The sequence below is a fragment of the Hoeflea sp. CAU 1731 genome (assembly GCF_039888615.1).
In the GTDB taxonomy this organism is placed as follows: domain Bacteria; phylum Pseudomonadota; class Alphaproteobacteria; order Rhizobiales; family Rhizobiaceae; genus Flavimaribacter.
In genome coordinates this window covers 204,221-230,066 of the sequence record NZ_JBDQQS010000005.1, presented here as the reverse complement: position 1 = coordinate 230,066, position 25,846 = coordinate 204,221, and the positions used below count along the sequence as shown (strand labels likewise).

Here is a 25,846-nt window from a genome sequence, read left to right as displayed (position 1 = left end):
CGGGCGCACAGAGCGCCCGCCGCAACTCCAATTCAACGCCATCCGGAGCTTTTCCCGTGTCATTTCGCAGCGACGTCGTCATCATTGGAGCAGGACAGGCCGGCCTCGCCACAAGCCGCTGCCTGACCAGCCTCGGCATCGATCATGTCCTGATCGAACGCGGCCGCGTCGGCGAGCGCTGGCGCAGCGAGAGATGGGATTCGCTGCGCCTGCTGACGCCCAACTGGATGACCAGATTGCCGGGGCACCTGTATTCCGGCGACGACCCGAAAGGCTTCATGCATTGCCGGGACGTTGTCCGGCTGCTCGAAGACTATCGTCAGGCCTTTGCCGCCCCCGTCATGTCCAACACCCGCGTCACACGGCTTTGCACATCAACCGGCGGCTACCGGATCGCCACGGACAGGGGCGAATGGTTCGCGCGCACGGTCGTTATCGCCACAGGCGCATGCGACAAACCTTTCATTCCGGCCATAGCCAACGGCTTGGCCGACCGGATCCTGCACCTGGCGCCGTCCGATTACAAAAACGCGGACAATCTGCCAAAAGGCGGGGTGCTGGTCATCGGCGCGTCAGCGTCCGGCATCCAGATCGCCGAGGAGATCCGCCGTTCAGGCCGCAACGTCGCAATCTCGACCGGCCGGCATGTGTCGGTCCCGCGAAGCTATCGCGGCCGCGACATCACGGAATGGCTCGACCTGTGCGGCTTCCTTTCCGATGAGCGCCGGCTCGACGCCGACCCGCAACAGCTGGCAAGACAGCCTTCATTGCAGTTGATCGGCAGCGACAACCGCCGCTCCATCGGCCTTGCCGAGCTTTCTCGACAAGGCATCCGAATTCTCGGACGCGCCGTCAACGCCGAGGACCGGCATATGCAGTTCGCGGCTGACCTCGATACTGAGTGCAAGGCCGCGCGTGAGCGCCGGCATCGACTGCTCGCGCGCATCGACGCCCATATCGACGACAACGCGATAGAAGCGCCGGAAGATCCCGCTGCCAGGGAGTGCGGCTATGTGCCTGACAATCCCGCAGGATGGCTCGACTTACGGGCCGAGGGGATTGAGACGATCATCTGGGCGACCGGCTTTCGCAGGGACTATTCCTGGATGCAGGTTCCGGTGCTCGGCCGCCACGGCGAAATCGAAAACGCCTCAGGCGCCACAGCCGCGCCCGGCCTGTTCGTGCTTGGCCTGCCCTTCATGCGCCGCAGGGCGTCGACATTCATCGACGGCGTCGGCCGCGACGCCGAATATCTGGCTCCGCTCATTGCGAAGCAACTCAACCATCCGGCCGGTTCACTGGCCGCGTGAGGGAAAGATCATGACCTTATTCGTTCCGCAGGGATTTGCCGCAATCCGTGAACTGCTTGCGGAAGGATGCCCGCTCATTTCCGGGCATCCGGACCGGACCCTTCGCATCGGACTTCTCAACCTGATGCCGAAGAAGAAGATCGCCGAGCGCCAGTTCGCCCGGCTGCTTTCGGCCGACAGTCGCAATATCGAACTGGCGCCTCTGCACATGGCAAGTCATCAGGCGCGCCATTGCCCGACCTTCTACCTGAACAGGGTGTACCGGCCGGCGACAATCGGAACGATCGCGAGACTGGACGGTCTGATCGTAACCGGCGCGCCAATCGAGCATCTGGAGTTTTGCGATGTCGACTACTGGCGACAGCTGGCCGCCATCCTGGACTTCGTGCGCGCCTCCCACATGCCGGCCCTGTTCATCTGCTGGGCAGCGCAGGCGGCACTCTACCGTTACCACGGGATCGCCAAGAAGCCGCTGGAGGAGAAGGCTTTCGGCGTATTTCCTCAACACATCATCGAATCAGGATCGGATATTGCCGCCGGTCTCGGCCCGGTGTTTCCAACACCGGTGTCGCGCCATACGACGGTCGAGCCTCTCGACATTCTGAAACATCCAAGATCCTTGAAACTGGTCGCTGGTTGCGACCAGACGGGCCCGGCGCTGGTGGAAGACCGGATGACCCGGTCCGTCTACATGTTCAATCATCTCGAGTATGAAACGGACACGCTTTACAAGGAATATCGTCGTGACCGGCTGTCGGGACAAAGTATTAGAGAGCCGTTGGACCACTGTAATGTTGCAAGCACCAGAAAAATCGGCGACAAGACATGGGGAACTACAGCACGCCGCTTTTTCACCAACTGGCTCGACAGAGTCGCGGAGCACGCCTGTCTCACGCACCGGATAAAGACAGACAGGAAGATTGCCTGACCAAGCGGTTGTGGTGGAAACTGTTGACGTGATTGGCGGATGTGCTTCCATCCGCAACGCGGCAACTGACTTTGGCCATCGAGCAAAGGCACCGGAAGAATGTCTGACAAAACGCTTTTTGAGAAGTACGGTGGATTCTCAAGCGTAAGCAAGGTGGTCCTGGCTTTTTACGACACTCTGCTCGACAGCGACGAGATCGGCCCGTTCTTCGACGATATCGACATGTCGCGCATGGTGGACCACCAGACCAAGTTCATATCGTCGCTGCTCGGCGGACCGGCGTCCTATTCGGACGTGCAGCTCCGCCAGTTCCACAGAAATCTGGACATCACCAACGCCCATTTCGACGAACTGAAAGCCGTATTGGAGGAGACGCTCGCCAATCACGGTTTTGAACCGGCGGATGTCCGGATTGCTCTCGAAGCTATCGAGGCGCGTAGAGAACTGATTGTGGATTAGTCAATGTCAATCGAAGCCATCAACGAACAGCTGCTGCGCGCCATCGGAGTCGGGGTCGCCCTGCTTGGCAGGAAAACCCTGCAGTTTCATTTCCACAACGACACATTCGAGGAATGGTTCGGCAACCCGAACGGCCCGGCGACTTTGCAGGACATATTCACCGATTTCGACGTCGAGGAACTGAACAAGAGCCTGAACGAGACGGGCCGCTACACGACCGAGGTCAAGTTCAAGAAGAAGCGGCGAACCATGGTGATCGCTCTGGATTTCACCGCGACCGAGGATCGCGAGCCTGAAATCGCCGTGCTCGTTTGCCAGAACATCACCCGCATACGGGAACTGGAATCGATGATCGATTCCTATTCGATGATGGTCGAGCGCAATACCCGCGAGATCAAGCGCGAGAAGGAGCAGGTCGAAAAGCTGCTGCTCAACCTGATGCCGCGCTCCGTCTACGAGGAATACAAGACCTTCGGGGTGGTCACGCCGCAGCTCTACGAACCCGTTTCGGTATTGATGCTGGATTTCGTCGGCTTTTCGGAAACCGTGACGACGCTCGACCCCAGCGTTACCGTGACCGAACTCAACGACATTTACAGCTCATTCGACCGGATCGGCGAGCAGTTCGGCTGCGAGCGCATCAAGACGATCGGCGACGCCTACATCACGGTCGCGGGACTGCCCGATCCGACGCCTGACCATGCCCGCGCCACGGCCAACGCCGCAATCCGTTTCGTGCGTTATCTGGAGCGGCGCAACGCCAGCCATCCGCACCAATGGCAATGCCGCATCGGGCTCGGCACCGGCTCCGTTGTCGGCTCCGTCGTCGGCATTCAGAAATATGTCTACGATATTTTCGGTCCGGCGGTGAATCACGCCACCATGCTTCAGAGTTTCTCCGACCCGATGCAGATTAGTGTCCAGGACGAAATGGCGCGCGCCCTCAGCGAGCAGTTCGAACTCGAGAATATCGGCGAAAAGTCGATTTCCGGCATGCCGGACCAGCCGGTATGGCGACTTTTGGACAACCGCAAGGGCATTTCAGCCGCGGGATGACGCGTTTTGGCTTTCTCAGACCAGATCGCTGCCGACGCCGTGATGCACCCGAAACACGTTTTCCGGATCGTATTTGCGCTTGATTGCAAGCAGTCGGCCGTAGTGCGGTCCGTATAGCGCCTGTTTCCAGCCCGCTTCGAAATAGTCGCATTCGTTGAGATATGCGCCGCCTCCCGGCGTGGCTTCGCGCAGCAATTCCATGGCGGATGAGATGCGGCGGGCCTTTTCGCGTCCACTGTCGATATCGGGTTCATGGTCCGGCATGTCCGGATAGCGCCCGGATTGGCGCGTGGCGGAAATGACCAGGGCGCCGGCTTCCAGCGCGGCCGGGTGAATGGCCGTCTCCCTCTCGCGCTCCATCACGTCCGCCGGAACGCCGGCCAGCCCCTTGTTGACATGCAGGCTCAGGCTTGCGAAGCGCGACGCCTGCAGGAACAGCGTCGCGAGTTTACTTGGATTATCGAAGAGCTTCAGAGGGATCCAGCGCGACTGGTAGGCGTCGATGAAAGCGGCCGCTTCTCCGCTGTTCGATTTCCACCAGAAATGACCGGGCACTGCGCCCGGCAGTTCGTCGATGACGATGAAATCCGGGTCTGTTTCTTTCCAGTAGTCGATATTCCAGAGATCCTTGAAGGGATGGCTTTGATAGGCCATTTCGCTTGTGAACAAGTCTGGATGGTGCGCGAGTTTGTCAAGCAGCGGCCGCCAGACGGCTTTCGCCTCCTCGACGCTCATATCGAGCCACGTCATGAAGATGTCGACGGAGTTGTCCGGATTGACCCTGATCTGTTCGCCCCAGTGGGGATTGTTCAGATGATCGGGAAAGAAGTCGAACAGCAGCTTCAAGAGCTGGTGAAAGGCAAGGTCTCCGTCAGCCTTCAGACTGCCCTGCACGAGACCCATGATTTCAGGCATGTCATGGGTGCGGTAGAACACCTTCGTGACGATGCCGAAGGTGGAGCCGCCTCCACCGCGCAGCGCCCAGAACAGATCCTCGTTCTGGTGGGCGTTCGCCGTCAGTATTTCACCGTCCGCGGTCACGACCTCATATTGCAGCACGCCGCCGGCGCCTGATCCAAATCGTTTGGAGAAACTGCCGTAACCGCCGCCCTGGACGAAGCCTCCGGCGGCGCCGACGCTGGTGCAGCCGCCGCCCTGAACATAGCGGCCGTTGGCGCTTGCCGCCTGGTAAACGTCGACCCAGAGCGCGCCGGCTTCGGCGCTGATCGCCGGCAGAGCCTCGACGTCTTTCGACGCGCCTTCCGGTTTGAAGCTCTTGATGAATGTCACGTCCCGCATGTGCACGGTCCAGACCAGCAGGGAATCGGGCGCGCAGTTGCGGCCTAGATAGTCATGTCCGGCGCCCTTGACGACCAGTTTGACCCCGTTGTCACGGGCGAAGTTGACCGCAGCTGCGATGTCCTTCGCCGAGTTCGCGGCGACCGCATAGGGACTGACGACCGTTTTCCATGCGTCGAGCCATCCGTTCGTCTGAGTGGCGCCGGCGTGACGCTGGGCGAAAAACGGATTCTTCAAATTTGCGAGCATTGTCGAACAGTCTTCGCCAGCGGGGTCGATCGCGCAGGCTTCATACGGCGACGGCACCGGCAGCAGCCGGCCGCCAACCGCCTTGGAAAGCGCGTCCCAGGCGTCCGGCTCCGGCCATTCGGACGCCATCGCCGGCAGGAGCCCGAGCGCTGAAGCGCCCGACAGGCTCGCAACGCAGTTCATGAGGGTTCTGCGTGTTAGGCGCATGGATTTTCCTTTCACGGGCGAACAGATTCCCGCAAGCTACCATGGTAACGCCTCGACACAATCAATATATCCGAAAGCACACATTCTTCGTTAATCGCGCAAAGCCCAACATAAGCTTGCACTTTCTCTCGCGATACACGTATAGTTTGAAGCGCATGGTAATTCTTGGGAGGAGTTTACATGTACGCGAAACTGTTGTGCAGCGTGGCGCTGGTCGCTACGCTTTCCGCGCCAGCTATGGCCACGGATACGGACTATTCGGGCGTTCTTTCGAAGATCAGGTTACCGGACGGATTCAAGATTTCGATCTTTGCCGAAATGCCCAAGCCACGCGAAATCGAAGTGGGTAAACCGAACGGCGTGATCTATGTCGGGTCGCGACACGGCCACATCTATTCCATGGTCGACAACAATCGCGACGGTGTCGCAGACGAAGTTCGCGAACGGGTCAACGGGCTTAATGTGCCCAACGGCGTCGCCATGCAGGATTCGATGCTCTATGTCGGCATGCAGGACAAGATCGCCATGTGGCCCGTGCCTGCGGAATTCGACACTGCGTTGCCGCTGGATCCGCTGATTCCGATCAATGAAAACATGACCAGCGAGTTTCTGCACGGCTGGCGCTACATCGGCTTCGGGCCAGATCGAAAGCTTTACGTATCCCTTGGCGCGCCCTGCAATATTTGCGAACTCACCGCCAATACCGGCAAGATCGTGCGGATGGACCCGGACGGATCCAACTGGGAAGTCGTCGCTGACGGCGTCCGAAATTCCGTCGGTTTCGACTGGCATCCGAAGACGGGCCAGCTCTGGTTTACAGACAATGGCGCCGACGGTATGGGCGACAATATTCCGGCGGACGAACTCAACGTCGTCACCGAAATCGGTCAGAATTTCGGCTTTCCCTATGTTGGCGGACAGGACACGAAACTTAGCGGGTTCGAAGACAAGGAGCCGCCAGTGCCTTTAACACCGCCCGTGATCGACTTCGGCGCGCACACCGCCAATCTCGGAATCGAATTCTATGAAGGCGACATGTTTCCGGGCGAGTACATGAATGACGCCTTCGTCGCCCAGCACGGTTCCTGGAACAGAACCGTGCCGGACGGCTATCGCATCATGCGCGTGAAATTCGATGATGACGGAAACGCGACTGGCACGGAGGTGTTCGCTGAAGGATGGCTCGATGGAGGCGCGGCCGTTGGCCGGCCGGTCGATATCGAGGAACTGCCCGACGGTTCCCTCATCGTCTCCGACGATTTCGCCAACGTCATCTACCGGATCACCTTTGGTGACTAGATCGTTTCAGGCAGGCCTGCTGTTGCTGGCCTGCCTATGTTCATCGGCGGAGGCGCAGGACGCCGCCGCCGGTCGTGACAAAGCAATGGCATGCACGCCATGCCACGGCCCGGACGGAATAGCCGTCGCCCCGAACGCTCCGCATATCGCGGGTGAAAACGCGGCCTATCTGACGTCCCAGCTCAAGGCATTCAGAAGCGGCGAACGACAGCATGAGCAGATGTCGATTATCGCCGCCGACCTCACCGACGAGGACATCGCGGACCTCGCGCGCTGGTTCTCGATGATAGAGATCACTGCGAAAGTCCCGGATCTTGACTGACCGGCTGAGCTAACGCTCAATGCCAAAGATCCCGTATGAGAAAGATGCGAGGTCGCGGCTTAAATTCCGGTCGGCCCGCAGGAAATGGAAAGCACGATCAGGAGTTACGCCTGTCGCCGCGGCGACTATGTCGACGCGCACCTCATGGCGCGACTTCGATCGCAGTATTCCTTAGCCTCCGGACCTATCCTTCCGATCTATTTCCGGTCAGATCGCCAGATATTCGTTGCGCAGTTCCTCATTGTCGAGAACCTCGCGCGCGCTGCCGGAAAAGACCACTTCTCCCATATCGACGATCACCGCCTTGTCGGCAAGCTTGAGGGCCGCCACGGCGTTCTGTTCGACGATGATGGTCGTGATGCCCAGTTCCTTGATCTGCCGCACGATGGATTCGATCTCCTGGACGATGACGGGAGCCAGACCTTCATAGGGTTCGTCGAGAAGAAGCAGCTTGACCTCGCGGGCCAGCGCGCGGGCGACGGCGAGCATCTGCTGCTCGCCACCGGACAGGGTGGTGCCGATCTGCGTGCGTCTTTCGGCCAGCCGAGGGAAATGCTCGTATATGCGTTCGAGCTCCCAGCCCTTTGGCTCTGCGACCTGTGAAAGGACCAGGTTTTCCTCGACCGTCAGACCGCCAATGATGCGCCGGTCCTCGGGAACGAGCTGGATGCCGAGCTGGGCCGCCTGCCAGGCCTTCTTGTCGTGAAGACTTACGCCGTTGAGATAGATTTCGCCGCGCTGCAAGGCCGGGTCGTCAACCCTGGCGATGGTGCGCAATGTCGAGGTTTTTCCGGCGCCGTTGCGGCCGAGCAATGCGAGAATCTCGCCCTCGTTCAGTTCAAGCGAAATGCCCTGAACGATGTAGGATTCGCCGTAGTAGGAATGTATGTCCCTGACGATGAAAAAAGACTGGCGGGTTTCCGACATTGAAACTTCCGTCCCCTGGAACTGGGTCTCATTGGTATCTGTTCTCGTCAACATGTCAATGCGCCCCGCCCAGATAGGCTTCCTGCACGACCGGGTTGCCCTTGATCTCCTCCGGCCTGCCGGAGGCAATGATCCGGCCCTGCGCGAGCACGGATATCCGGTCGGCGAGCGAGAAGACCACATGCATGTCGTGCTCGATGATGACCTTCGTCATGCCGCGCTGTTTGATCGTCTTCAGAAGATCGACCGTCCGGTTGGTGTCATGCCGTGACATGCCGGCTGTCGGCTCATCGAGCAGCAGAAGTTTCGGCTTCTGGATCAGGCACATGGCCAGCTCCAGCCTGCGCTTGTCGCCGCGCGACAAAGATCCGGCTTCCGCGTCCTTGAACGCGGCGAGGCCGACCTCTTCCAGGTTTTTCTCCGCATCGACGCGAATGTCCCCCTCAAGACGAAGCTTTCTGAAGGGGCGCAGCTTGAAGGCGCCGTCGCGGCTTGCAAAGGCCGGGATCATGACATTGTCGAGCAGCGACAGGTCCGGAAAGATCTCAGGCGTCTGGAACACGCGAGAAACGCCGAGCTGGTTGATCTCGTAAGGCGTATGGCTGTCGAGAACCTCTCCGTCGAAGACCACGTGTCCCTTGTCAGGCTTGATGCGCCCGACGCAGACGTTCAGCAGGGTCGACTTGCCGGCGCCGTTCGGCCCGATGATGGCGTGGGTCTCGCCCTCGTCGACCCGAAGATCGACATCGCTGAGCGCGCGCAAACCACCGAAATTCTTGTGGACGTCGGCGACGTGGAGAACTGCATTGGCGACCATGTCGATTCCTCCCTATTCCGCCGGTTGCGCCACGGCGGCGCTTTCGGTCTTGGCCTTGCCGCCGCCGCCCCCGCCGATCCAGCGCACCAGTCTGCGCCAGCCTTCCATGATGCCGCCTGGCAGGAAGATGACGATCAGCATGAAGAGCACGCCAAGCGTGAGGTGCCAGCCTTCGCCGACGAACAGTCCGGTAATGGCCACGGCCGCATTCGCCAGCGGCTCGGGCAGGAAAGAAAAGGTCTGCTCGAGCGTGGCGTCGTTGAAGGCGGAAAAGATATTTTCGAAATACTTGATCAGCCAGGCGCCCAGCATCGGGCCGATCAGCGTCCCTGCGCCGCCGAGGATCGTCATCAGAACGACCTCGCCGGAAGCCGTCCACTGCATGCGCTCAGCGCCGGCCAGCGGATCGGTCACCGCCAGCAGCGAGCCAGCGAGTCCGGCGAACATTCCGGAAATGACGAAGGCCGTCTGCGTATAGGGCCGCGTGTTGAATCCGGTGTAATTCATGCGGTTCTGGTTTGACTTGATGCCGAGCAGGGTCAGCCCGAAGGGAGACTTGAAGATGCGGCGGCTGATGTAGAAGCAGATGATCAGCATCACGGCGCAGAAATAGAAGCCGGGATAGCCGCTCATGGACAGACCGAAAACGTTCGTCGAGGGCAGGCCTGAACCCGCCGGTCCGAACATACGGTCGATGATGCGGGGATCCTGCAGGGTCAGTTGCAGACCGGTTTCGCCGTTGGTGATCGGCGTCAGCACCGAATAGGCCAGATTGTAGCACATTTGCGCAAAAGCCAGCGTCAGAATCGAGAAGTAGATTCCGGAACGGCGCAGGCTCACATAACCGATCAGGAACGCGAAGATGCCGGAGAAAAGGATGCCGAAGGCGATCGCGGGCAGCACGTTCATGGTGAAGAGCTTAAAGGACCATACAGCGGCGTATGAGCCGACGCCGAGAAACGCCGCATGCCCGAAGGAAAGGTATCCGGTCAGGCCGAACAGGATGTTGAAGCCCATGGCGAAAATCGCAAAGATTGCGAACTTCTGGAGCAAGTCAGGATAATTGGCGCCGAGCGGCGTCAGCCAGAGCGGCATCAGCAGGATGACGGCTGAAAAGACCAGGAGCGCGACGGGTTCTCTGTCTAGTAGCTTTGTCATGGTCTAGTCCTCCATCACGCCTTCGCGTCCCATCAGGCCGCGCGGCATGGTCAGCAAAATGATGACGGCGACGAGATAGATGATGATCTGATCGATACCGGGAAAGATGCTCTTGATCTCGTTCATCGAGGCGAAAGACTGCAGTATGCCAAGCAGGAAGCCTGCAAGAACAGCGCCAGGCAGAGATCCCATGCCGCCGACGACGACCACAACAAACGACAGGACGAGAAAATCCATGCCCATGTGATAGTCGGGCGGCAGGATTGGCGTGTACATCACGCCGGCGAGCCCCGCCACGACTGCGGCGAGACCGAAGACGACCGTGAACCGTTTCTGGATGTTGATGCCCAAAAGCCCAACCGTCTCGCTGTCGCGCATGCCGGCCCTGACGACCATGCCGTAGGTCGTGAATTGCAGGAAGGCGAAGACGGCGCCGATGACAACGACGGAAAAGCCGAAATAGACAAGACGCCACCAGGGATAGACGATCGTGCCGGCAAGTCCGAACCAGGCGCCGATATCGGCGCTGCCCGATACGATTTCGGGAGCGGCCTGGGGAATCGGATTGGCCCCGAAATAGTGCTTGATGATTTCCTGAATGACGATAGCGAGGCCGAAGGTGACCAGGATCTGGTCGGCGTGCGGCCGCTTGTAGAAGTACTTGATCAGGCCGCGTTCCATGACCACGCCAATCAAAAGCATGACGGGTATCGCGACAATGATCGAGACAGGCACCGAGTAGTTCAGCAGAAAGCCGCCGAAATCTCCGAGCCAGGCCTCGACGTAAGGCGTGCGAATTTCGAGCGGCGTGCCCCACGCTGTTTTCTGTTCCGGGTCGAGAACCACGCTTTCAAGCGTGAGGAACTTGTTGAAGGTGACGGCGCAGAACGCGCCCAGCATGAACAGGGCGCCATGGGCGAAATTCACCACGCCCAGCGTTCCAAAGACCAGCGTCAATCCGAGAGCGATCAGCGCGTAGGCTCCGCCCTTGTCAAGTCCGTTGAGGAATTGAAGTAATAGTGCGTCCATCTCGAAAGCCTGTGCTTACGTCCCCGAGGCGAAATAGCTCGCCATATGGACCGGCCGAACGTGCGGCCGGTCCGATGTCATTGTGCGCAGTTCAGCGCGTCAGCACTTCTTGACGTCTGCCGGGCCAAGCTCTCCGCCGAAGATTGACGGGTCGTAGGTCACCTGATCGCGCGGAACGATCTTGACCACTTCGAGCAAGTCGAATTGCGACGACGGATTTTCGTTGCCCTTCACGACGAGCACGTCCTTGAAGCACTGATGGTCGGCGGCGCGATAGAGCGTCGGACCGTTGCCCATGCCGTCGAACTCGAAGCCTTCGAGCGCTTCGATGACCTGCGGCGGCGTGAAGGCGCCGGCCCGCTCGCATGCGTCGGCGTAAAGCAGCGTCTGGACGTAGCAGGTGTGCGCAGCCTGGGACGGCGGGAAGCCGTATTCCTGGCCGAACGATTTGACGAACGCCTGGGAGGCGTCGTCCTGCAGCGACCAGTTCCAGTTGGTCGTGCCAAGAATGCCCTTGATGTTTTCGCCGGCGCCCTGCGCCATCAGGCGGGAGAACAGCGGAACGACGATCTCGAAGTTCTTGCCGTTAACCTGCTTTTCGCGCATGCCGAACTGAACGGCCTGGGTGAGCGAGTTAACCATGTCCTTGCCGTAGTGGTTCAGGATCAGAACATCCGCGCCCGAGTTCAGGACCGGCGTCAGGTACTGCGAGAAGTCGCCGGCGCCGAGCGGCGTGCGTACTGCGTTGGCGGTGTTCCAGCCGAGGTTTTCGGTCGCGTTCTTGATCGACTCTTCCTGCGTCCACCCCCAGGTGTAGTCGGCCGTCAGATGGTAGGCCGTGCGATCCTTGCCGAGCTGTTCGGCGAGGATCGGACCAAGCGCCTGACCGGACATGTAGGCGTTGAAGAAGTGACGGAAGCCGAAACGCTTCTTGTCCTTGCCGGTGGTGTCGTTGGAGTGGGTCAGACCGGCCATGAAAATGATGCCGTTTTCCTGACACAGGCCCTGCACGGCGACGGCGACGCCGGACGAGGATCCGCCGGTGATCATGATGGCGCCGTCTTTTTCGATCATGCGTTTCGCCGAAGCGCGCGCAGCGTCGGACTTGGTCTGGGTGTCGCCGGTTACATATTCGACCTTCTTGCCCAGGATCCCGTTGCCCTTGAGCGCCTTGGACGAAAAGGTGTTGAGCATTCCGCCGTCGCCTTCACCGTTCAGGTGCTTGACGGCCAGCTGGTAAGCGCGCAGCTCGTCCGCGCCTTCGTCGGCGTAGGGGCCCGACTGCGGAACGTTGAACCCGAGTGTCACGGTGCCGCCCGTGGGCATGTTGCAGAATTCTTCGGCATAGGCGCCGCGCACGAAACTCATTGGCGCTGCCAGGGCGACACCCGATGCTGCGCCTGCCTTGAGCAGGTTACGGCGTGTCAATGCGATCTTGGACATACTATTCCTCCCGAATATCACTGAAAGACTGTTCTGACTCCCGACCAGAACTGCCGGAATGCTAACGCAATGTTACGAACCCGCAATAAGCCATTCGGTTATAAGACTTTAGTTGCATAGCCTTTCGTCTAATCGCCGCCATCAATGACAGGCCTTCGACGGGGAGAAACGCGCGGGATTAATCAGGATCAAGGCTGCGTCATATTTGCATGTTTAGATTTAGTCTAATTTCTGCTAGCGGTCTTTTTGGTCGCGGTATAAGCTATGGAACTGCCTGGGGCAGGTCGATCACACCCGGCCCAGTAACGAACCGGAGTACTTTGGTTAATGGACTATCGCGGCATCTTCCAGAACGCAGTCGATCAGCTGCACGCGGAAAAGCGTTATCGCGTCTTTGCAAATCTCGAACGGATCGCAGGCAGGTTTCCACGCGCCATTCACCGCTCTGGCGACACGATGCGCGAAGTCACCGTATGGTGCTCCAACGACTATCTCGGCATGGGTCAGCATGACTACGTGATTTCAGCGCTGTGCAATGCGGCCGGCAAAATGGGATCCGGCGCCGGCGGCACGCGCAATATTTCCGGCACTAACCATCCGCTGGTCGAGCTCGAGCACGAACTGGCCGATCTGCACGGCAAGGAAGCTGCGCTCGTCTTCACCTCCGGCTTTATTTCCAATGAGGCGTCGATCTCGACGATTGCAAGACTTCTGCCGAACTGCCTGATCCTGTCCGACGAACTCAATCACGCCTCGATGATCGAAGGCGTCAAACGGTCCGGCGCGGAAAAGAAGATCTTCCGTCACAACGACCTCGAGCATCTGGAAGACCTGCTGGCCAGCGCCGATCCGTCGCGCGCCAAGCTGATTGTCTTTGAATCCGTATACTCGATGGACGGCGATATCGCACCGATCGAGGCGATCGCCGATCTGGCGGACAAATACAACGCCATGACCTATATCGACGAGGTCCACGCCGTTGGCATGTACGGTCTGCGCGGCGGCGGCATCACCGATCGCGACGGCCTTGCGTCACGCATCGACGTGATCGAGGGAACGCTCGCCAAGGCGTTCGGCGCGCTGGGCGGCTACATCACCGGTTCCCGCGCGCTGATCGACGCCGTGCGCTCCTATGCGCCCGGCTTCATCTTCACAACGGCTCTGCCGCCTTCGATCGCAGCGGCTGCGACCGCCTCAATCCGGCATCTCAAGACCTCGCAGACCGAGCGCGCGCAGCACCAGCTCCAGGCGCGCAAGACGAAGGACGCCTTGAGCGACGCCGGACTGCCGGTCATGCCATCGGACACCCATATCGTTCCGATTCTGGTTGGCGACCCGGAACTCTGCAAGACGGCGTCCGACCGCCTTATGGACGTGCACGGCATTTATATCCAGCCGATCAACTACCCGACCGTGCCGCGCGGCCTCGAGCGCTTGCGCATCACCCCGAGCCCGTTCCACGACGATGTTCTGATCGCGGATCTGGTCAGCGCACTGACCGAGGTTTGGAACACGCTCGGAATTCCCTTCGCCGGCGAGGAGCGCACGGAAGACGCCCGCGTCGACGGCGTGGTCCGTCTTCCTGTGTCGAAGGCAGGCGGTTAGACCAATCCTCTGATCGCGATGGTGGGCGAAAGCCCCTCACACGGATAGCCGCGCCGGTCGGCCTGCCTCTTTGGGCAGCCCGATCTCTTCTAAATTCTTGAAATGAACTCGGCGAGCCGGCTGGCCGCCTCCTCGACCTGATCCTGACGACGCAGGAAACAGGCCCGGAAGAACTGTTCGCCGCCCGGCCCGAAACCGGTCCCGGGCGCAAGACCGACATTGGCCTCGTCGATGATGCGGTAGCTCGCGCGAGCCGTGTCTTCCAGACCGTCGATCGCGAAGAACGCATAGAATGAGCCTTCGGGCCTGACCATCCGCACCCGGTTCGTGGCGAGAAGCGCGTCGCACAACGCGTCCCGGGCGCATCGCGCGCGCGCCTTCTGGTCCTCGACATACCCTTCGCCTTCTTCGAGCGCCGCGACGCAGCCTCGCTGCATGAACTGCGCTACGCCGGACGTCGAATACTGGATGAGGTTTTCGAAGACCTGCCCGAGTTCGGCCGAGGCCTTGATCCAACCGACCCGCCAGCCCGTCATCGACCAGTTCTTGGAGAATGAGTTGACGAAGATGATGCGGTCATCCGTGTCAGCCACGTCGAGGAAGGACGGCGCGCGATGTCCGGCGTAGTAGAAGCGCGAATAGATCTCGTCGGCGATGATCCACAGGCCGTGGCGACGCGCAATATCGAGAATATCGGCAAGATTCTCGCGGCTCGCGACCCAGGCGCAGGGATTCGACGGCGTGTTGAGAAAAATCGCACGGGTTTTCGGCGTGACGGCGTCCGCAATACGCTGCGTTTCTAGGGTCCATCCTGTTTCGCCGAATTCGAGCGGCACCGACACCGGCGTGGATCCCGAGATGGCGAGCGCCGCCGATATGTTCGGCCAGGACGGCGTCGCGTAGACCACTTCGCTTCCCGGCGGACAGACCGCGGTTACGGAGAGCACGATCGACTGCATTCCGGATCCGGTGACAAAAAACGTCTCCGGATCGTGGCTGCCGCCGAAATGCCGCTCGTAGTAGCTGGCAAGCGCTTCGCGCAACGGCGGAATGCCGCGCTGCCAGGTATAGAAAGTCTCGCCGTTCTCGAGACCCTGGTTGGCGGCGCGGGCTATGAAGTCGGGAGTCGGCCGGTCACCCTCTCCAACCCACAGGGGAATCAGTCCCTCGCGATCGCGCCCGTAGTTCAGCACGGCGACGATTTGGCTTTCAGGCGCGTTGCGGGCGGGCGGGCTGAGGTGTTCGATCAATGACATCGGTTGTCTCCTGGCTGTCAGGCGATAGCCTGTCCAGTATCAAAAAACACGCCAAAAACATTGATGCGTCCATCCCGCCTCCAGATGGAGGCGGAAGCAAACGCTTCTATTTTTTCAAAAGGTCGCGGATTTCCGTCAGAAGCTGGACGTCCGCCGGCGGCGCGGCCGGTTCGGCCGGAGCCTCGTCCTGCTTCCTGCGGATCGAGTTCACGCCCTTGATCATCAGGAAAATGATGAAGGCCAGGATGACGAAATTGACGAGCACGGTCAGGAAATTGCCATAGGCGAAGACGGCGCCCTGCTCGCGCGCGGCGGCAAGCGTCTGCGCCGTCACGTTGCCGCTAAGCGGAATGTAGTAGTCGGAAAAATCGAAACCGCCGAAGATCGTCCCGACGATCGGCATGATGATATCGTCCGTCAGTGATTTGACGATGAGGCCGAAAGCCCCGCCGATGATGACGCCCACCGCCAGATCCATGACGTTTCCGCGGGAGATGAATTCCTTGAACTCGTTGAGCATGTCGTCCCTCTTCTTGTCTGCAATACAGCCAGCATAGCTGTACTTATCTACTATGCTTCCCTTCTACTTGAAAAATCATCTTATTGCTAAAGTTCTGATTCAATTTACCACCAGATTGCGCTTAGCACTATGTGCGCATTTGCGCCGGCATTGATTGCCGCTATTCTGGCGCGGAACGGCGAACGGCCGTTCGTAGCTGGATGGATTGGCCGGGAGGACCCTTGTGCCGGGCTGGGTGATCGTCACATCGGCGCTGCTTTATCTGCTGCTTCTGTTCGCCATCGCAAGCTATGGCGACGGCAGGGGCGTCACTGCGCGCACCGTCAACAGGGGCAGACCTCTTATCTACGCCTTGAGCCTTGCCGTCTATTGCACGTCCTGGACCTATTTCGGCGGGGTTGGCCTTGCGGCCAATCGCGGCCTGGAATTCCTGACCATCTATATCGGACCAATCCTCGCCTTCACGATCGGATTGCCTGTAATCCGGCGCATCATCAACCTCGCCAAGGCCGAAAAACTCACATCCATCGCCGACTTCATCGCCGCGCGGTACGGCAAGAACCCGATGGTGGCCGGCCTGGTCGCGATCATCGCGATCGTCGGCACGATTCCCTATATCGCGCTGCAGCTCAAGGCTGTCTCATCCTCGGTGACCATCATCGTCACGGATGCGCCGCTCGCCGGCTCCCCCGGCGGCGTTTTTCTGACCGATATTTCGTTGTTCGTGGCAATGCTGCTCGCCACCTTCGCAATCATCTTCGGCACGCGCCACACCGACGCAACCGAACACCAGAACGGCCTGATCCTGGCGATCGCCACCGAATCGGTGGTCAAGCTGCTGGCCTTTACCGCGGTCGGGCTCTTCGCCACGTTCTTCCTGTTCGATGGGCCAGGACACCTGATAGAGGAAGCGCGGCAGCATCCGGACGTCGTCGCAGCGCTCAGCCATCAGACCAGCCCGTCGCGCTGGATCGTGCTGACTATGCTGTCCACCTTCGCGATCATCATGTTGCCGCGCCAATTCCACGTCACCGTCGTCGAAAACCGGACGGACGACGAGCTGCGCACCGCGCGCTATCTGTTCCCGCTCTATCTGATCGCGATCAATATCTTCGTTATCCCTGTCGCCGTTGCGGGACTTCTGGTTTTCGACGGCCAGGGAAACGCCGACCAGTTCGTGCTGTCCTTGCCGCTGGCGAACGATCTGCGCCTGCTGTCGCTCGTCACCTTCATCGGCGGCTTTTCCGCCGCGACCGCCATGGTCATCGTCGCCTCCGTGGCGATCGCCATCATGGTGTCCAACGACCTTGTCATGCCGATCCTGCTTCGACGCAACATCATACGCAGCGACGGCGACAGGAGCGATTTTTCGGGCACGATCCTGAAGGTCCGGCGCACCGCGATTTTTCTTATTCTCGCGCTCGGCTACGCCTATTACCGTTCGGCTGATATCAACGCCGGGCTGGCGTCGATTGGCCTGCTCTCCTTCGCGGCCATCGCGCAATTCGCGCCGCCGCTCTTCGGCGGGCTGATCTGGTGGCGCGCCAATGCGCGCGGCGCGATACTTGGACTGGGCGGCGGCATTCTGATCTGGACCTATCTCCTTTTCCTGCCAAGCTTCGGCGGGCCCGACAACTCGCATATCGCCACTGCGATCCTGCATTTCCTTATCCCCGGCCTCGACGCCTTCTCGCCCGCCGAGGCCGACCCGCTGGTCAACAGCGTGATCCTCAGCCTTCTCGTAAACATCGCGCTCTTCATCGGCGGCTCGCTCAGCCGACCCGCAAAACCGCTCGAGCGCATCCAGGCCGGCGTGTTCATCCCGCAGCGTTCGGTCATCCGGCCGGCCCAGGGCGACTGGCAGACGAACATCACGATCGCCGACCTGAAGAACACCACAGCGCGCTATCTTGGCTCCGAGCGAACCGAACGGTCCTTTCACAGCTACGAGACCCAGCACGGCAAATGGCTGGAGCCGTCGGCGCCGGCCGACATGGATGTGGTGCGTTATTCCGAACAATTGCTGGGCAGCGCCATCGGGTCGGCTTCCGCGCGGCTTGTGCTGTCGCTGCTCCTTCAGAAAGACGACACTTCTTCCGACACGGCGCGCCTGCTGGACGAAGCCTCGGAAGCGCTGCAATACAATCGCGACCTGCTTGAAACGGCGCTTGGACAGATGGACCAGGGCGTAACGGTGTTCGATGAGACCAATCGTCTGAGCATCTGGAACCGACGCTTCCGCGCGCTGCTGGATTTGCCCGAGACGGTGGGGCAGGTCGGTGTGGCGCTGCAGGATATCGTCGCCATTCTGGTCAAGCGCGGCGACGTCGCGCCGGACCAGGACCGGCAGACGATCGAGAATTTCCTGTCGATGGACAAGTCCTGGACGCTGAACCTCGCGGGGTCGGGACGCATTATCGAAATCCGGTCCAATCCGATGCCAGACAATGGCGTGGTCACGACCTATGCCGACATCACCGAAAGGGTCGCCTCCGCCAAGGCGCTGCGTCAGGCCAACGAAACCCTCGAACAGCGCGTCGCCGAGCGCACGGCTGAGCTCATGCGGGTTAACGCGGAACTGGCGCTCGCCCAGTCGCGCGCCGAGGAGGCCAATCTCGGCAAGACCCGTTTCCTGGCGGCCGCCGGCCACGACATCCTGCAGCCTCTGAATGCAGCGCGGCTCTATTCATCGTCTCTCGTGGAAAGGCTCGGACGGTCAAACGAGCAGAGCCTGGTCCGCAACATTGATTCGTCGCTGGAATCGGTGGAATCGATCCTCGGCGCAGTCCTCGACATATCCCGGCTCGACACGGGAGACATGCGGCCGCAGATTTCCAGCTTTCCTCTGAACGAGGTGCTCAGACGCATCGAAACCGACTTCCTGCCGATGGCGGCCGAAAAGAAGCTGCGCCTCCGGGTCGTGCGCACGTCGGCCATCGTGCGCAGCGACCCCAACCTTCTGCGTCGCCTGATCCAGAACCTGGTCTCAAACGCCATCAAGTACACCAGCGACGGTACTGTTCTCGTCGGCGTGCGTCACGCAGGCGACAATGTCGTGGTGCAGGTCATCGACACCGGAATCGGCATTCCGGCGCACAGTTTCAAGACGGTGTTCAAGGAATTCACTCGGCTCGACGAGGGAGCAAAGACAGCCGCAGGGCTCGGCCTTGGCCTGTCTATCGTGGACAGGATCGCGAAAGTGCTCGACCATCCGGTTCATCTCTACTCGGAGGCCGGGCGCGGGACCGATTTCCGCGTCAGGATTCCGCTCGAATCCTTCAGCAAGGCGACCCTGAAGGTTTCGCCGGCAAAGCCCGCTCCCGCGGCGTCCGTGCTCGACGATCTGGAGGTTGTGTGCATCGACAACGAGCCTAAGATTCTCGACGGGCTCGAACAGTTGCTGTCCGGCTGGGGTTGCCGCATCAGGAGCGTCGGATCAATCCGGGAGCTGAAAGCCCTGCTCGCCGCCTCGGACCTCTCGCCGGACACGATCATCGCCGACTACCATCTCGACGACGGCAACGGCATTGAGGCGATCGAAATGGTAAGAGCGCGCTGGGGCGTCGATTTTCCCGCCGTTCTCGCAACGGCCGACAGGACGCTCGACGTGCGCGTCGCCGCCGAAGCGCAGTCGATCACCATCCTGAACAAGCCGCTCAGGCCCGCGGCGCTTCGGGCATTCCTCAACCAGATCGCCGTGGCGCGAAAACTGGCGACGATATAGCGGGAACGATTGCTGCGCCTTGCCTGCTATGCCGCGTGGCGGGCCCTTCCAACTGCGGCGAGCGCCTGTTCGATATCGGCGACCAAATCCTCGACATCCTCCAGTCCGACAGAGAGACGCACGGTGGTGTCGGCGATGCCGAGTTCGGCGCGGGCTTCCTCCGACAGGTTCTTGTGCGTTGTCGTCGCCGGATGGGTGATCAGGCTCTTTGCATCGCCAAGATTGTTGGAGATCTTCACCACCTGCAGGGCATTGGTGAAATCAAAGGCGGCCTTCTTGTCGCCTTCAATATCGAAGGCGATCAGGGTCGAGCCCGCCGCCATCTGTCGCCGTACGACATCGGCCTGCGGATGGTCCGCGCGGCCGGGATAGATCACCCGTGACACGCTTGCCTGATCCGCCAGGAAATCGGCGATCACGCCGGCGTTCTGCGTTTGCTGTTTGACGCGCAACGGCAAGGTTTCCAGCCCCTTGAGCAGCGTCCAGGCGTTGAATGGCGAAAGCGACGGACCGGTATGACGGAAATAGTCGTGCAGGTTTTCGTCGATCCACTCCTTGGAGGAAAGAACGACGCCGCCAAGACAGCGGCCCTGGCCGTCAATATGCTTGGTCGCCGAATAGACCACCACGTCGGCGCCGAGTTCCAGCGGCTTCTGGTAGAGCGGCGTGGCGAACACGTTATCGACGACGACGCGCGCGCCGATCGCTTGCGCGATCCCGGCGACGCCGGCGATGTCGATGACCTCGAGCGTCGGATTTGTGGGGCTTTCCAGGAAAAACAGCTTCGTGTTCGGCTTTACCGCCCGTTGCCAGTTGTCCAGGTCAGTGCCGTCGATCAGCGTGGTTACAATGCCGTATTTCGGCATCAGCGTCTCGACCACCCAGCGGCAGGAACCGAACAGCGCGCGCGCCGCAACGACATGATCGCCGGCGTTGAGCTGACACAGAAGGGCCGCAGAAACCGCCGCCATGCCGGAAGCAGTGGCGCGCGCATCCTCGGCGCCTTCCAGCGCGCACATGCGCTTTTCGAACATGTCGACGGTCGGGTTGGCGTAGCGCGAATAGATAAAGCCGTCCTGTTCGCCCTTGAAGCGCGCTTCGGCCGCTTCTGCGCTCTCATAGACAAAGCCCTGCGTCAGATACATCGCCTCGGACGTTTCCCCGAATTGCGAGCGGCTCGTTCCCGAGTGGACCATCCGGGTCGCCGGCCGCCATTTATCGCGGTTCGATTGCGCGTCGTTCTTTCCAAAATCCGTCATTGCGTTCACCCAAACAAAAAAACCGGCTTCGCGTCGCGAGCCGGCTTTCACCCCGACCTTTTAGCGACTTGTTTAACGTGGCAGCAAGCCGGTCGGCCAAATCACCACGGGATAAGCATCCTTTACAGCCTCGCTCTGCTTGCGTCAATCATGCGCGGCTGCAATTGATAGCGCCATGACAGGAAGGGGGAGCGATGCGGGAAACCGGCATTCTCTGCGACGACGATATTTTCGGCTTGTTTCGTGACAGGCGGCTGATCACCGAGCGGCCGCTGGATTCCGACCAGATCCAGCCCGCGAGCCTGGATCTGCGGCTGGGCGCGAAAGCGTATCGCGTGCGCGCCAGTTTCCTTCCCGGCCCCCGCAGCACCGTTACAGACAAGCTGGAGCGGCTGAAGCTGCACGAGATCGACCTCGCAAATGGCGCCGTGCTCGAAACCGGCTGCGTCTATATCGTGTCGCTGATCGAGAGGCTGGATCTGCCGGACGGTGTATCTGCCTCTGCAAACCCCAAAAGTTCGACCGGCCGGCTCGACATCTTCACCCGCGTCATGGCCGACCGCGCCCAGGAATTCGACAAGATCGAGGCCGGCTACAGCGGGCCGCTATTCCTGGAAGTCAGTCCCCGCACCTTTCCGATCGTCGTGCGCAGCGGCTCGCGTCTGTCGCAGATCCGCTTCCGCGCCGGCGGCGCCGGCCTGAGCGAGATGGAGCTCGCCGACCTGCACGCCGCCGAACAGCTTGTCGCCGCCGATCATCCGAATATTTCCGGCGGAGGCATCGCGCTTTCCGTCGATCTCGCCGGGGGCCCGGACGGTCTTGCCGGCTACCGGGGCAAGCATCACACCGAAGTCGTCGACGTCGACGTCAAGGCGGCGCATGACGTCCTTGATTTCTGGGAGCCGATCTACATTCGCGGCGACCGGTCACTGATCCTCGATCCGGACGAGTTCTATATTCTTGTCTCGCGCGAAGCGGTGCATGTGCCGCCGCTTTACGCCGCCGAAATGACGCCTTTCGACCCGCTAGTCGGAGAATTCCGCGTCCACTACGCCGGTTTCTTCGATCCGGGATTCGGCCACAGCGGAGCTGGCGGCAAAGGCAGCCGCGCGGTGTTGGAGGTGCGGAGCCACGAAGTGCCCTTCATCCTCGAAGACGGCCAGATCGTCGGGCGCCTCGTCTACGAACATATGCTCAATCGCCCGCGCGCGCTCTACGGATCCGACCTCGGCTCCAACTATCAGGCCCAGGGCCTGAAGCTTTCAAAGCATTTCCGCCCGCCGGAAGGCTGAACGGAAATACGTCAGGATTTCTCGGCTTCCGCTTTCATGGCGCGCACCTCGGCCCTGAGCGCACGGATTTCCTTCAGGATCACTTCCTGCTCGCTGTGCATCGCCTCGCGGTCAGCGGACGCTTCGGCCTCGTGCTCGGACTGCATGGCCGACACGATGATGCCGATGAACAGATTGAGCACCGTGAACGAGGTGGCGACGATGAAAGGCACAAAGAATGCCCAGGCCATCGGATATTCCGCCATCACCGGTCGCACGATCCCCATCGACCAGCTTTCGAGCGTCATGATCTGGAACAGCGAATAGGCGGATTCGGGGATCGAGCCGAACCATTCGGGAAAGGCTGCGCCGTAGAGCTTGGTGGCCATCACGGAAAAGACGTAGAAGACGAGGCCAAGCAGCAGCACTATCGAGCCCATGCCGGGCAGCGCCGCAATCAGCCCGCCGACCACGCGTCTGAGCGACGGCACCATACTGACCAGCCGCAGCACCCGAAGGATGCGCAGGGCGCGGAGCACCGACAGGCTTCCGGTAGCCGGAAGCAGCGCGATGCCGACGACGATTAAGTCGAAGATCCGCCAAGGGTCGGAGAAAAACTTCAACCGGTAGACGGCCATCTTTGACAGCAATTCGACGACGAAGATCGCGAGAATCAGCTTGTCGAGAAAAAACAGCAGGCCCCCGAAATGCGCGACCGCCGCCGGAACCGTCTCGAGACCGAGCGTCACCGCGTTGATCACGATGATCACGGTGATGGTCCATTCGAATTTGCGGCTTTCGATGATCGATTGGAGCTGGTGCATTGCGGGCCGTTGGCTGGAGAGTGCGCCTTGCAGATGGCGCCGGGGCGCCCGGCTGTCAAGGCGTGAAACGGCGTTTGGGCAGGATCGGGTGATCCGGCGCGAAACATTCAGCGTAGAAAGATCATACAATTTAAAGATCAGGAGAAGTCCATGCCCGTTTCGCTTTATCCGGCCAGCTCCGCCAGCGCTTCAATCGGACAGGTCACGTTGCAAATCGCCTCTACATGGGCGAAGGCGCTCAATATCGACGAGGTCGGACCGGACGACGACTTTTTCGATCTCGGGGGCCACTCGATGATTGCCGCCGGAATTCTGGGAGACGTCGCGTCGCGGTTTGGCTGCCCGCTAGCCCTGCCCGACATGATTGACGCGAATACGCCCACCTTGATGGCGCGCCTGGTGATCGAGCGTCGAAGCGGCGCGTTCGAACGCGCGGCATGAATTTTTGCGTTGCTTGCTGCGCAGCCGGGGGCGGCGTCGCCGCCTCCGGCGTTTAAGTTATTCGACCGGTTCGATCTCGGTCGGCCTCCAGCTCTTGTCGAAAAAGGACGGCTTCGGACTGTACAGACGCAGGATCGTGAACCAGCCCTTGTCCGGATCAGTCTGAATCCAGTTGCCACGACCAATCCCGTCGGGTTGCTCCGGCGAAAACCACACAGTGGTCGTTCCATCGGCGGCGGCGGTTGCGGCGGGCGAAGGGAAACTCTGGCTTCCCGCCCGCGGATATTTTTGCGGCGTGGCGAGCATCGAGCGTGTCTGGTTGTCATAGAGCGTAAGCGACCAGAAGGCTTCCGCTGGAACGTCTTTCGGCAGCGTTACTTTGTAGGTTTTGGCTCCGTCAAAAGGGCTTCCCCCGGAATCGAGGAAATTCATCAAATATTGCGACCCAACGCCCGGAATGCGCATGATCATACCGGGTGAGTCCAGCGTGTAGCCATAGTAGAACGCGGCGCGCGAATCGAGCGTGCGCGCGCCTGTTGGCGGCAGCGGCTTGAATGCCCCGTCTTCAAACAAGGGCGGGGGCGTTTCGAAAAACGCGCCGCCCTGCCACAGCATGCTGCCCCAGTGCGATCCTTCGTAGTAGGCCCAATCCGGATGTTTCATCGCGTAGCGCCAGTTCAAGGACCGACCCGTCGCCTGTCCGAAGGCCGCGGCATCCGAAAGAATCTTCTTCATCCTTTGGTCCGGCTTGAACTCCTTGCCGTGGACGATGCCGATCGCTGCGAGTTGACCGGCCAGTTCCACATCGTAGCTGGTGGCCGGCTGGCTCTGGACAACCTCGTTGATCAATTCGAAAAAACCGAAATCGCTGGGCGGTATCGTGTTGTAGGCCAGTCCCGTTCCCTCGATGAACTTCGTCTCCGGGACCTCCGGTTCGCCGGCAATGCGCACGGCGCCCTCAAGGGCCTGAGCGATGCTGGAGCCGTATGCGCCGGGCTTGTAGGGGTAGATTTTTAAGTTCTTCTTCACATTCTCGACAGCCGGTTTGGGGTCGTTGTCGACGAGGTAGGCGCGCGCCGCATAAAGCGCGAGGTTGGTTTTCGAATGCCCGACGAAATAGCCTCCCTCGGGCAGCGGGCCGTCATAGTCGGGTCCCACGATAAGATATTTTCCGCCGAGCCCGCGGTCAGGTCCTGGCCCGCCGATATCGATGATCCAGGAGAACCACATGTCGTTGATGGTGCCCACGGCGTCGGACGGCTGTTCAATCACGATCGGACCCTGGCTCAGGTCGAGACCCGTCAGGTAGTAGACCGTATCCGCATTGGCCGTCAGGAAGAGCGAACTCGAGTCCATCAACTCGGAAAAAATGATGACGTCGCCCGGTTTCGCGCCGATGCTGTCGAACCCCTTGACGAGCGCCATGGCCGACGCGCCGCGGAAACTGTTGTTGTAGACGTTGAGCGCCCGGGTGAAATCCAGCGTGTCATAGACTTTCGAGGCGGTCGCTTCGGTTGGGACGCCATCCACGAACTCCAGGGTTCCGAGATGCGTTTCGATCGTGTCGGGCGCCGAGAGCGACCGCAGGGTCTCCGCCGATGTCTGGGCGAAGGCCAGACCACCCGTCACTGTCAACGCAATAGCCAGCGTCGCGCATTCAGTGATCTTTCGGCGAAGACCAGTACCGTTTCGTTCCATGATGTGCTCCCATGATACAGAACTGTTCGCGCGAAGAATTTCTGCTGCATAATCAAAGTGTCGATTGCAGAGTTCTTACAGGCGCATTTCAGTCCGGATGTAAAACCATATCTTGTTATTTGGATGACAAGCCAACCAAATATCTCTTTACGTGTATCACCATCACCACGAAATTAAACGCGCGAAAGTGCACAGCGTCAGATCCCGTCGGGATCATCGTCGCGCACGACGCCATAGTCGCTTGAACGCATCTTGGAATCCGTCGGCAACTTCGCCGCCTGCATGCCAAGACGCAGCTATTTCCGCACCGCCGCCGTCCGACTGGGCATTCGCTGCGAGAAGCGCCAGTCGTCAATTGCCGCCAGATCTTCTTCATCGAGCATGATCTGCAGCCCGGTTTCCCGGGTGTCGGAAGGCATCGGACAGTCCGGTAATTAAGGACTGCTGCGATTTAGGTATTTGTTGCATAGAGCGCAAGTTACTTAAGCAGCGTGAACGGCGGAACTCGCGAGGGTGGCGCAAGGAAAGCGAGTGGCGGATTTATTGTCCCGACGAAGTTTCATACTATGGGGAAAATACAAGATCGACGACAAAGGCGCTTTGATACGATGGAACTTTTTATGAAATGCGGAAACTGCGGGCAGCAGAACAGGATCGTCGCTGCCTCGGAGCTGAATTTGTCTTCGAAGCACCTGATTTTATGTTCGAAATGCCGCGCGCCTTTGGCCGACCGGCTGGATGACCG

Annotated in this window: 22 protein-coding genes and 1 riboswitch; of the genes, 10 read left to right on the top strand and 12 right to left on the bottom strand. The window is 60.3% G+C overall.

The genetic code is table 11. The annotated features are described in order from the left end of the window. Positions 1-56: 56 nt before the first annotated feature. From AAFN47_RS10660 to AAFN47_RS10645, 4 genes are all read left to right on the top strand, one after another. On the top strand, positions 57-1,310 hold the full coding sequence (locus AAFN47_RS10660) for an NAD(P)-binding domain-containing protein (protein WP_499809204.1): 1,254 nt from the start codon (positions 57-59) through the stop codon (positions 1,308-1,310). A gap of 10 nt (positions 1,311-1,320) precedes the next feature. After that, a complete protein-coding gene (locus AAFN47_RS10655; protein WP_499809203.1) occupies positions 1,321-2,238 on the top strand; it encodes a homoserine O-acetyltransferase/O-succinyltransferase family protein in 918 nt (305 codons plus the stop codon). A gap of 99 nt (positions 2,239-2,337) precedes the next feature. Next, positions 2,338-2,697 carry a group I truncated hemoglobin gene (locus tag AAFN47_RS10650; RefSeq protein WP_499809202.1) on the top strand — a complete coding sequence of 120 codons (360 nt, stop codon included), beginning with the start codon at positions 2,338-2,340 and terminating at the stop codon, positions 2,695-2,697. 3 nt (positions 2,698-2,700) lie between these two features. Next, the gene (locus AAFN47_RS10645; RefSeq protein ID WP_499809201.1) at positions 2,701-3,753 is read left to right on the top strand and encodes an adenylate/guanylate cyclase domain-containing protein; all 1,053 of its coding nucleotides are present in this window, start codon (positions 2,701-2,703) and stop codon (positions 3,751-3,753) included. 15 nt (positions 3,754-3,768) lie between these two features. On the opposite strand, the gene AAFN47_RS10640 is transcribed toward AAFN47_RS10645, so the two are convergent. Next, the gene (locus tag AAFN47_RS10640) at positions 3,769-5,508 is read right to left on the bottom strand and encodes an FAD-binding oxidoreductase (protein WP_499809200.1); all 1,740 of its coding nucleotides are present in this window, start codon (positions 5,506-5,508) and stop codon (positions 3,769-3,771) included. 180 nt (positions 5,509-5,688) lie between these two features. Here AAFN47_RS10640 and AAFN47_RS10635 point away from each other — a divergent pair, with 180 nt between their 5' ends. Together AAFN47_RS10635 and AAFN47_RS10630 are read left to right on the top strand one after the other, a co-directional pair. Beyond that, positions 5,689-6,807 (top strand): PQQ-dependent sugar dehydrogenase, encoded by a 1,119-nt coding sequence (locus tag AAFN47_RS10635; protein ID WP_499809199.1) that lies wholly within the window; start codon positions 5,689-5,691, stop codon positions 6,805-6,807. Then, positions 6,800-7,129: a c-type cytochrome gene (locus tag AAFN47_RS10630; protein WP_499809198.1), complete on the top strand. Its 330-nt coding sequence runs from the start codon at positions 6,800-6,802 to the stop codon at positions 7,127-7,129. The genes AAFN47_RS10635 and AAFN47_RS10630 overlap by 8 nt, the downstream gene beginning before the upstream one ends. 207 nt (positions 7,130-7,336) lie before the next feature. Here the strand turns inward: AAFN47_RS10630 and AAFN47_RS10625 are convergent, their stop codons facing one another. The 5 genes from AAFN47_RS10625 to AAFN47_RS10605 form a co-directional block, all read right to left on the bottom strand. Beyond that, positions 7,337-8,056, bottom strand: a complete 720-nt coding sequence (locus AAFN47_RS10625; protein WP_499809197.1) for an ABC transporter ATP-binding protein — start codon at positions 8,054-8,056, stop codon at positions 7,337-7,339. Positions 8,057-8,111: 55 nt separating this feature from the next. Beyond that, the gene (locus tag AAFN47_RS10620; RefSeq protein ID WP_499809196.1) at positions 8,112-8,873 is read right to left on the bottom strand and encodes an ABC transporter ATP-binding protein; all 762 of its coding nucleotides are present in this window, start codon (positions 8,871-8,873) and stop codon (positions 8,112-8,114) included. 12 nt (positions 8,874-8,885) lie between these two features. Then, positions 8,886-10,031, bottom strand: a complete 1,146-nt coding sequence (locus AAFN47_RS10615) for a branched-chain amino acid ABC transporter permease (RefSeq protein ID WP_499809195.1) — start codon at positions 10,029-10,031, stop codon at positions 8,886-8,888. Between the two features lie 3 nt (positions 10,032-10,034). Further along, on the bottom strand, positions 10,035-11,060 hold the full coding sequence (locus tag AAFN47_RS10610) for a branched-chain amino acid ABC transporter permease (protein WP_499809194.1): 1,026 nt from the start codon (positions 11,058-11,060) through the stop codon (positions 10,035-10,037). A gap of 99 nt (positions 11,061-11,159) precedes the next feature. Beyond that, a complete protein-coding gene (locus tag AAFN47_RS10605) occupies positions 11,160-12,503 on the bottom strand; it encodes a substrate-binding protein (protein ID WP_499809193.1) in 1,344 nt (447 codons plus the stop codon). Positions 12,504-12,830: 327 nt separating this feature from the next. On the opposite strand from AAFN47_RS10605, the gene hemA reads away from it, so the two are divergent. After that, positions 12,831-14,108, top strand: coding sequence for a 5-aminolevulinate synthase (hemA, locus tag AAFN47_RS10600; protein WP_499809192.1), 1,278 nt, complete (start codon positions 12,831-12,833; stop codon positions 14,106-14,108). 89 nt (positions 14,109-14,197) lie between these two features. Here hemA and AAFN47_RS10595 read toward each other — a convergent pair whose 3' ends face one another. Next, positions 14,198-15,364 (bottom strand): pyridoxal phosphate-dependent aminotransferase, encoded by a 1,167-nt coding sequence (locus AAFN47_RS10595; protein WP_499809191.1) that lies wholly within the window; start codon positions 15,362-15,364, stop codon positions 14,198-14,200. A gap of 106 nt (positions 15,365-15,470) precedes the next feature. Next, a complete protein-coding gene (gene mscL, locus AAFN47_RS10590; RefSeq protein WP_499809190.1) occupies positions 15,471-15,884 on the bottom strand; it encodes a large conductance mechanosensitive channel protein MscL in 414 nt (137 codons plus the stop codon). A 223-nt stretch (positions 15,885-16,107) separates the two neighbouring features. On the opposite strand from mscL, the gene AAFN47_RS10585 reads away from it, so the two are divergent. Beyond that, on the top strand, positions 16,108-19,608 hold the full coding sequence (locus AAFN47_RS10585; RefSeq protein WP_499809189.1) for a hybrid sensor histidine kinase/response regulator: 3,501 nt from the start codon (positions 16,108-16,110) through the stop codon (positions 19,606-19,608). A 26-nt stretch (positions 19,609-19,634) separates the two neighbouring features. Here the strand turns inward: AAFN47_RS10585 and AAFN47_RS10580 are convergent, their stop codons facing one another. Continuing rightward, positions 19,635-20,867: an O-succinylhomoserine sulfhydrylase gene (locus AAFN47_RS10580; protein WP_499809188.1), complete on the bottom strand. Its 1,233-nt coding sequence runs from the start codon at positions 20,865-20,867 to the stop codon at positions 19,635-19,637. Between the two features lie 40 nt (positions 20,868-20,907). Further along, positions 20,908-20,985, bottom strand: a riboswitch (SAM riboswitch). Between the two features lie 76 nt (positions 20,986-21,061). Between AAFN47_RS10580 and AAFN47_RS10575 the strand changes: the two genes are divergently transcribed. Beyond that, positions 21,062-22,159, top strand: a complete 1,098-nt coding sequence (locus AAFN47_RS10575) for a 2'-deoxycytidine 5'-triphosphate deaminase (RefSeq protein WP_499809187.1) — start codon at positions 21,062-21,064, stop codon at positions 22,157-22,159. Between the two features lie 11 nt (positions 22,160-22,170). Here AAFN47_RS10575 and AAFN47_RS10570 read toward each other — a convergent pair whose 3' ends face one another. Continuing rightward, positions 22,171-22,962, bottom strand: coding sequence for an ion transporter (locus AAFN47_RS10570; protein WP_499809186.1), 792 nt, complete (start codon positions 22,960-22,962; stop codon positions 22,171-22,173). Between the two features lie 150 nt (positions 22,963-23,112). Between AAFN47_RS10570 and AAFN47_RS10565 the strand changes: the two genes are divergently transcribed. Beyond that, positions 23,113-23,403 (top strand): acyl carrier protein, encoded by a 291-nt coding sequence (locus AAFN47_RS10565; protein ID WP_499809185.1) that lies wholly within the window; start codon positions 23,113-23,115, stop codon positions 23,401-23,403. Positions 23,404-23,460: 57 nt separating this feature from the next. On the opposite strand, the gene AAFN47_RS10560 is transcribed toward AAFN47_RS10565, so the two are convergent. Next, positions 23,461-25,101: a DUF1254 domain-containing protein gene (locus tag AAFN47_RS10560; protein ID WP_499809184.1), complete on the bottom strand. Its 1,641-nt coding sequence runs from the start codon at positions 25,099-25,101 to the stop codon at positions 23,461-23,463. Between the two features lie 296 nt (positions 25,102-25,397). After that, positions 25,398-25,520, bottom strand: a complete 123-nt coding sequence (locus tag AAFN47_RS10555) for a hypothetical protein (protein WP_499809183.1) — start codon at positions 25,518-25,520, stop codon at positions 25,398-25,400. Positions 25,521-25,846 lie beyond the last annotated feature (326 nt).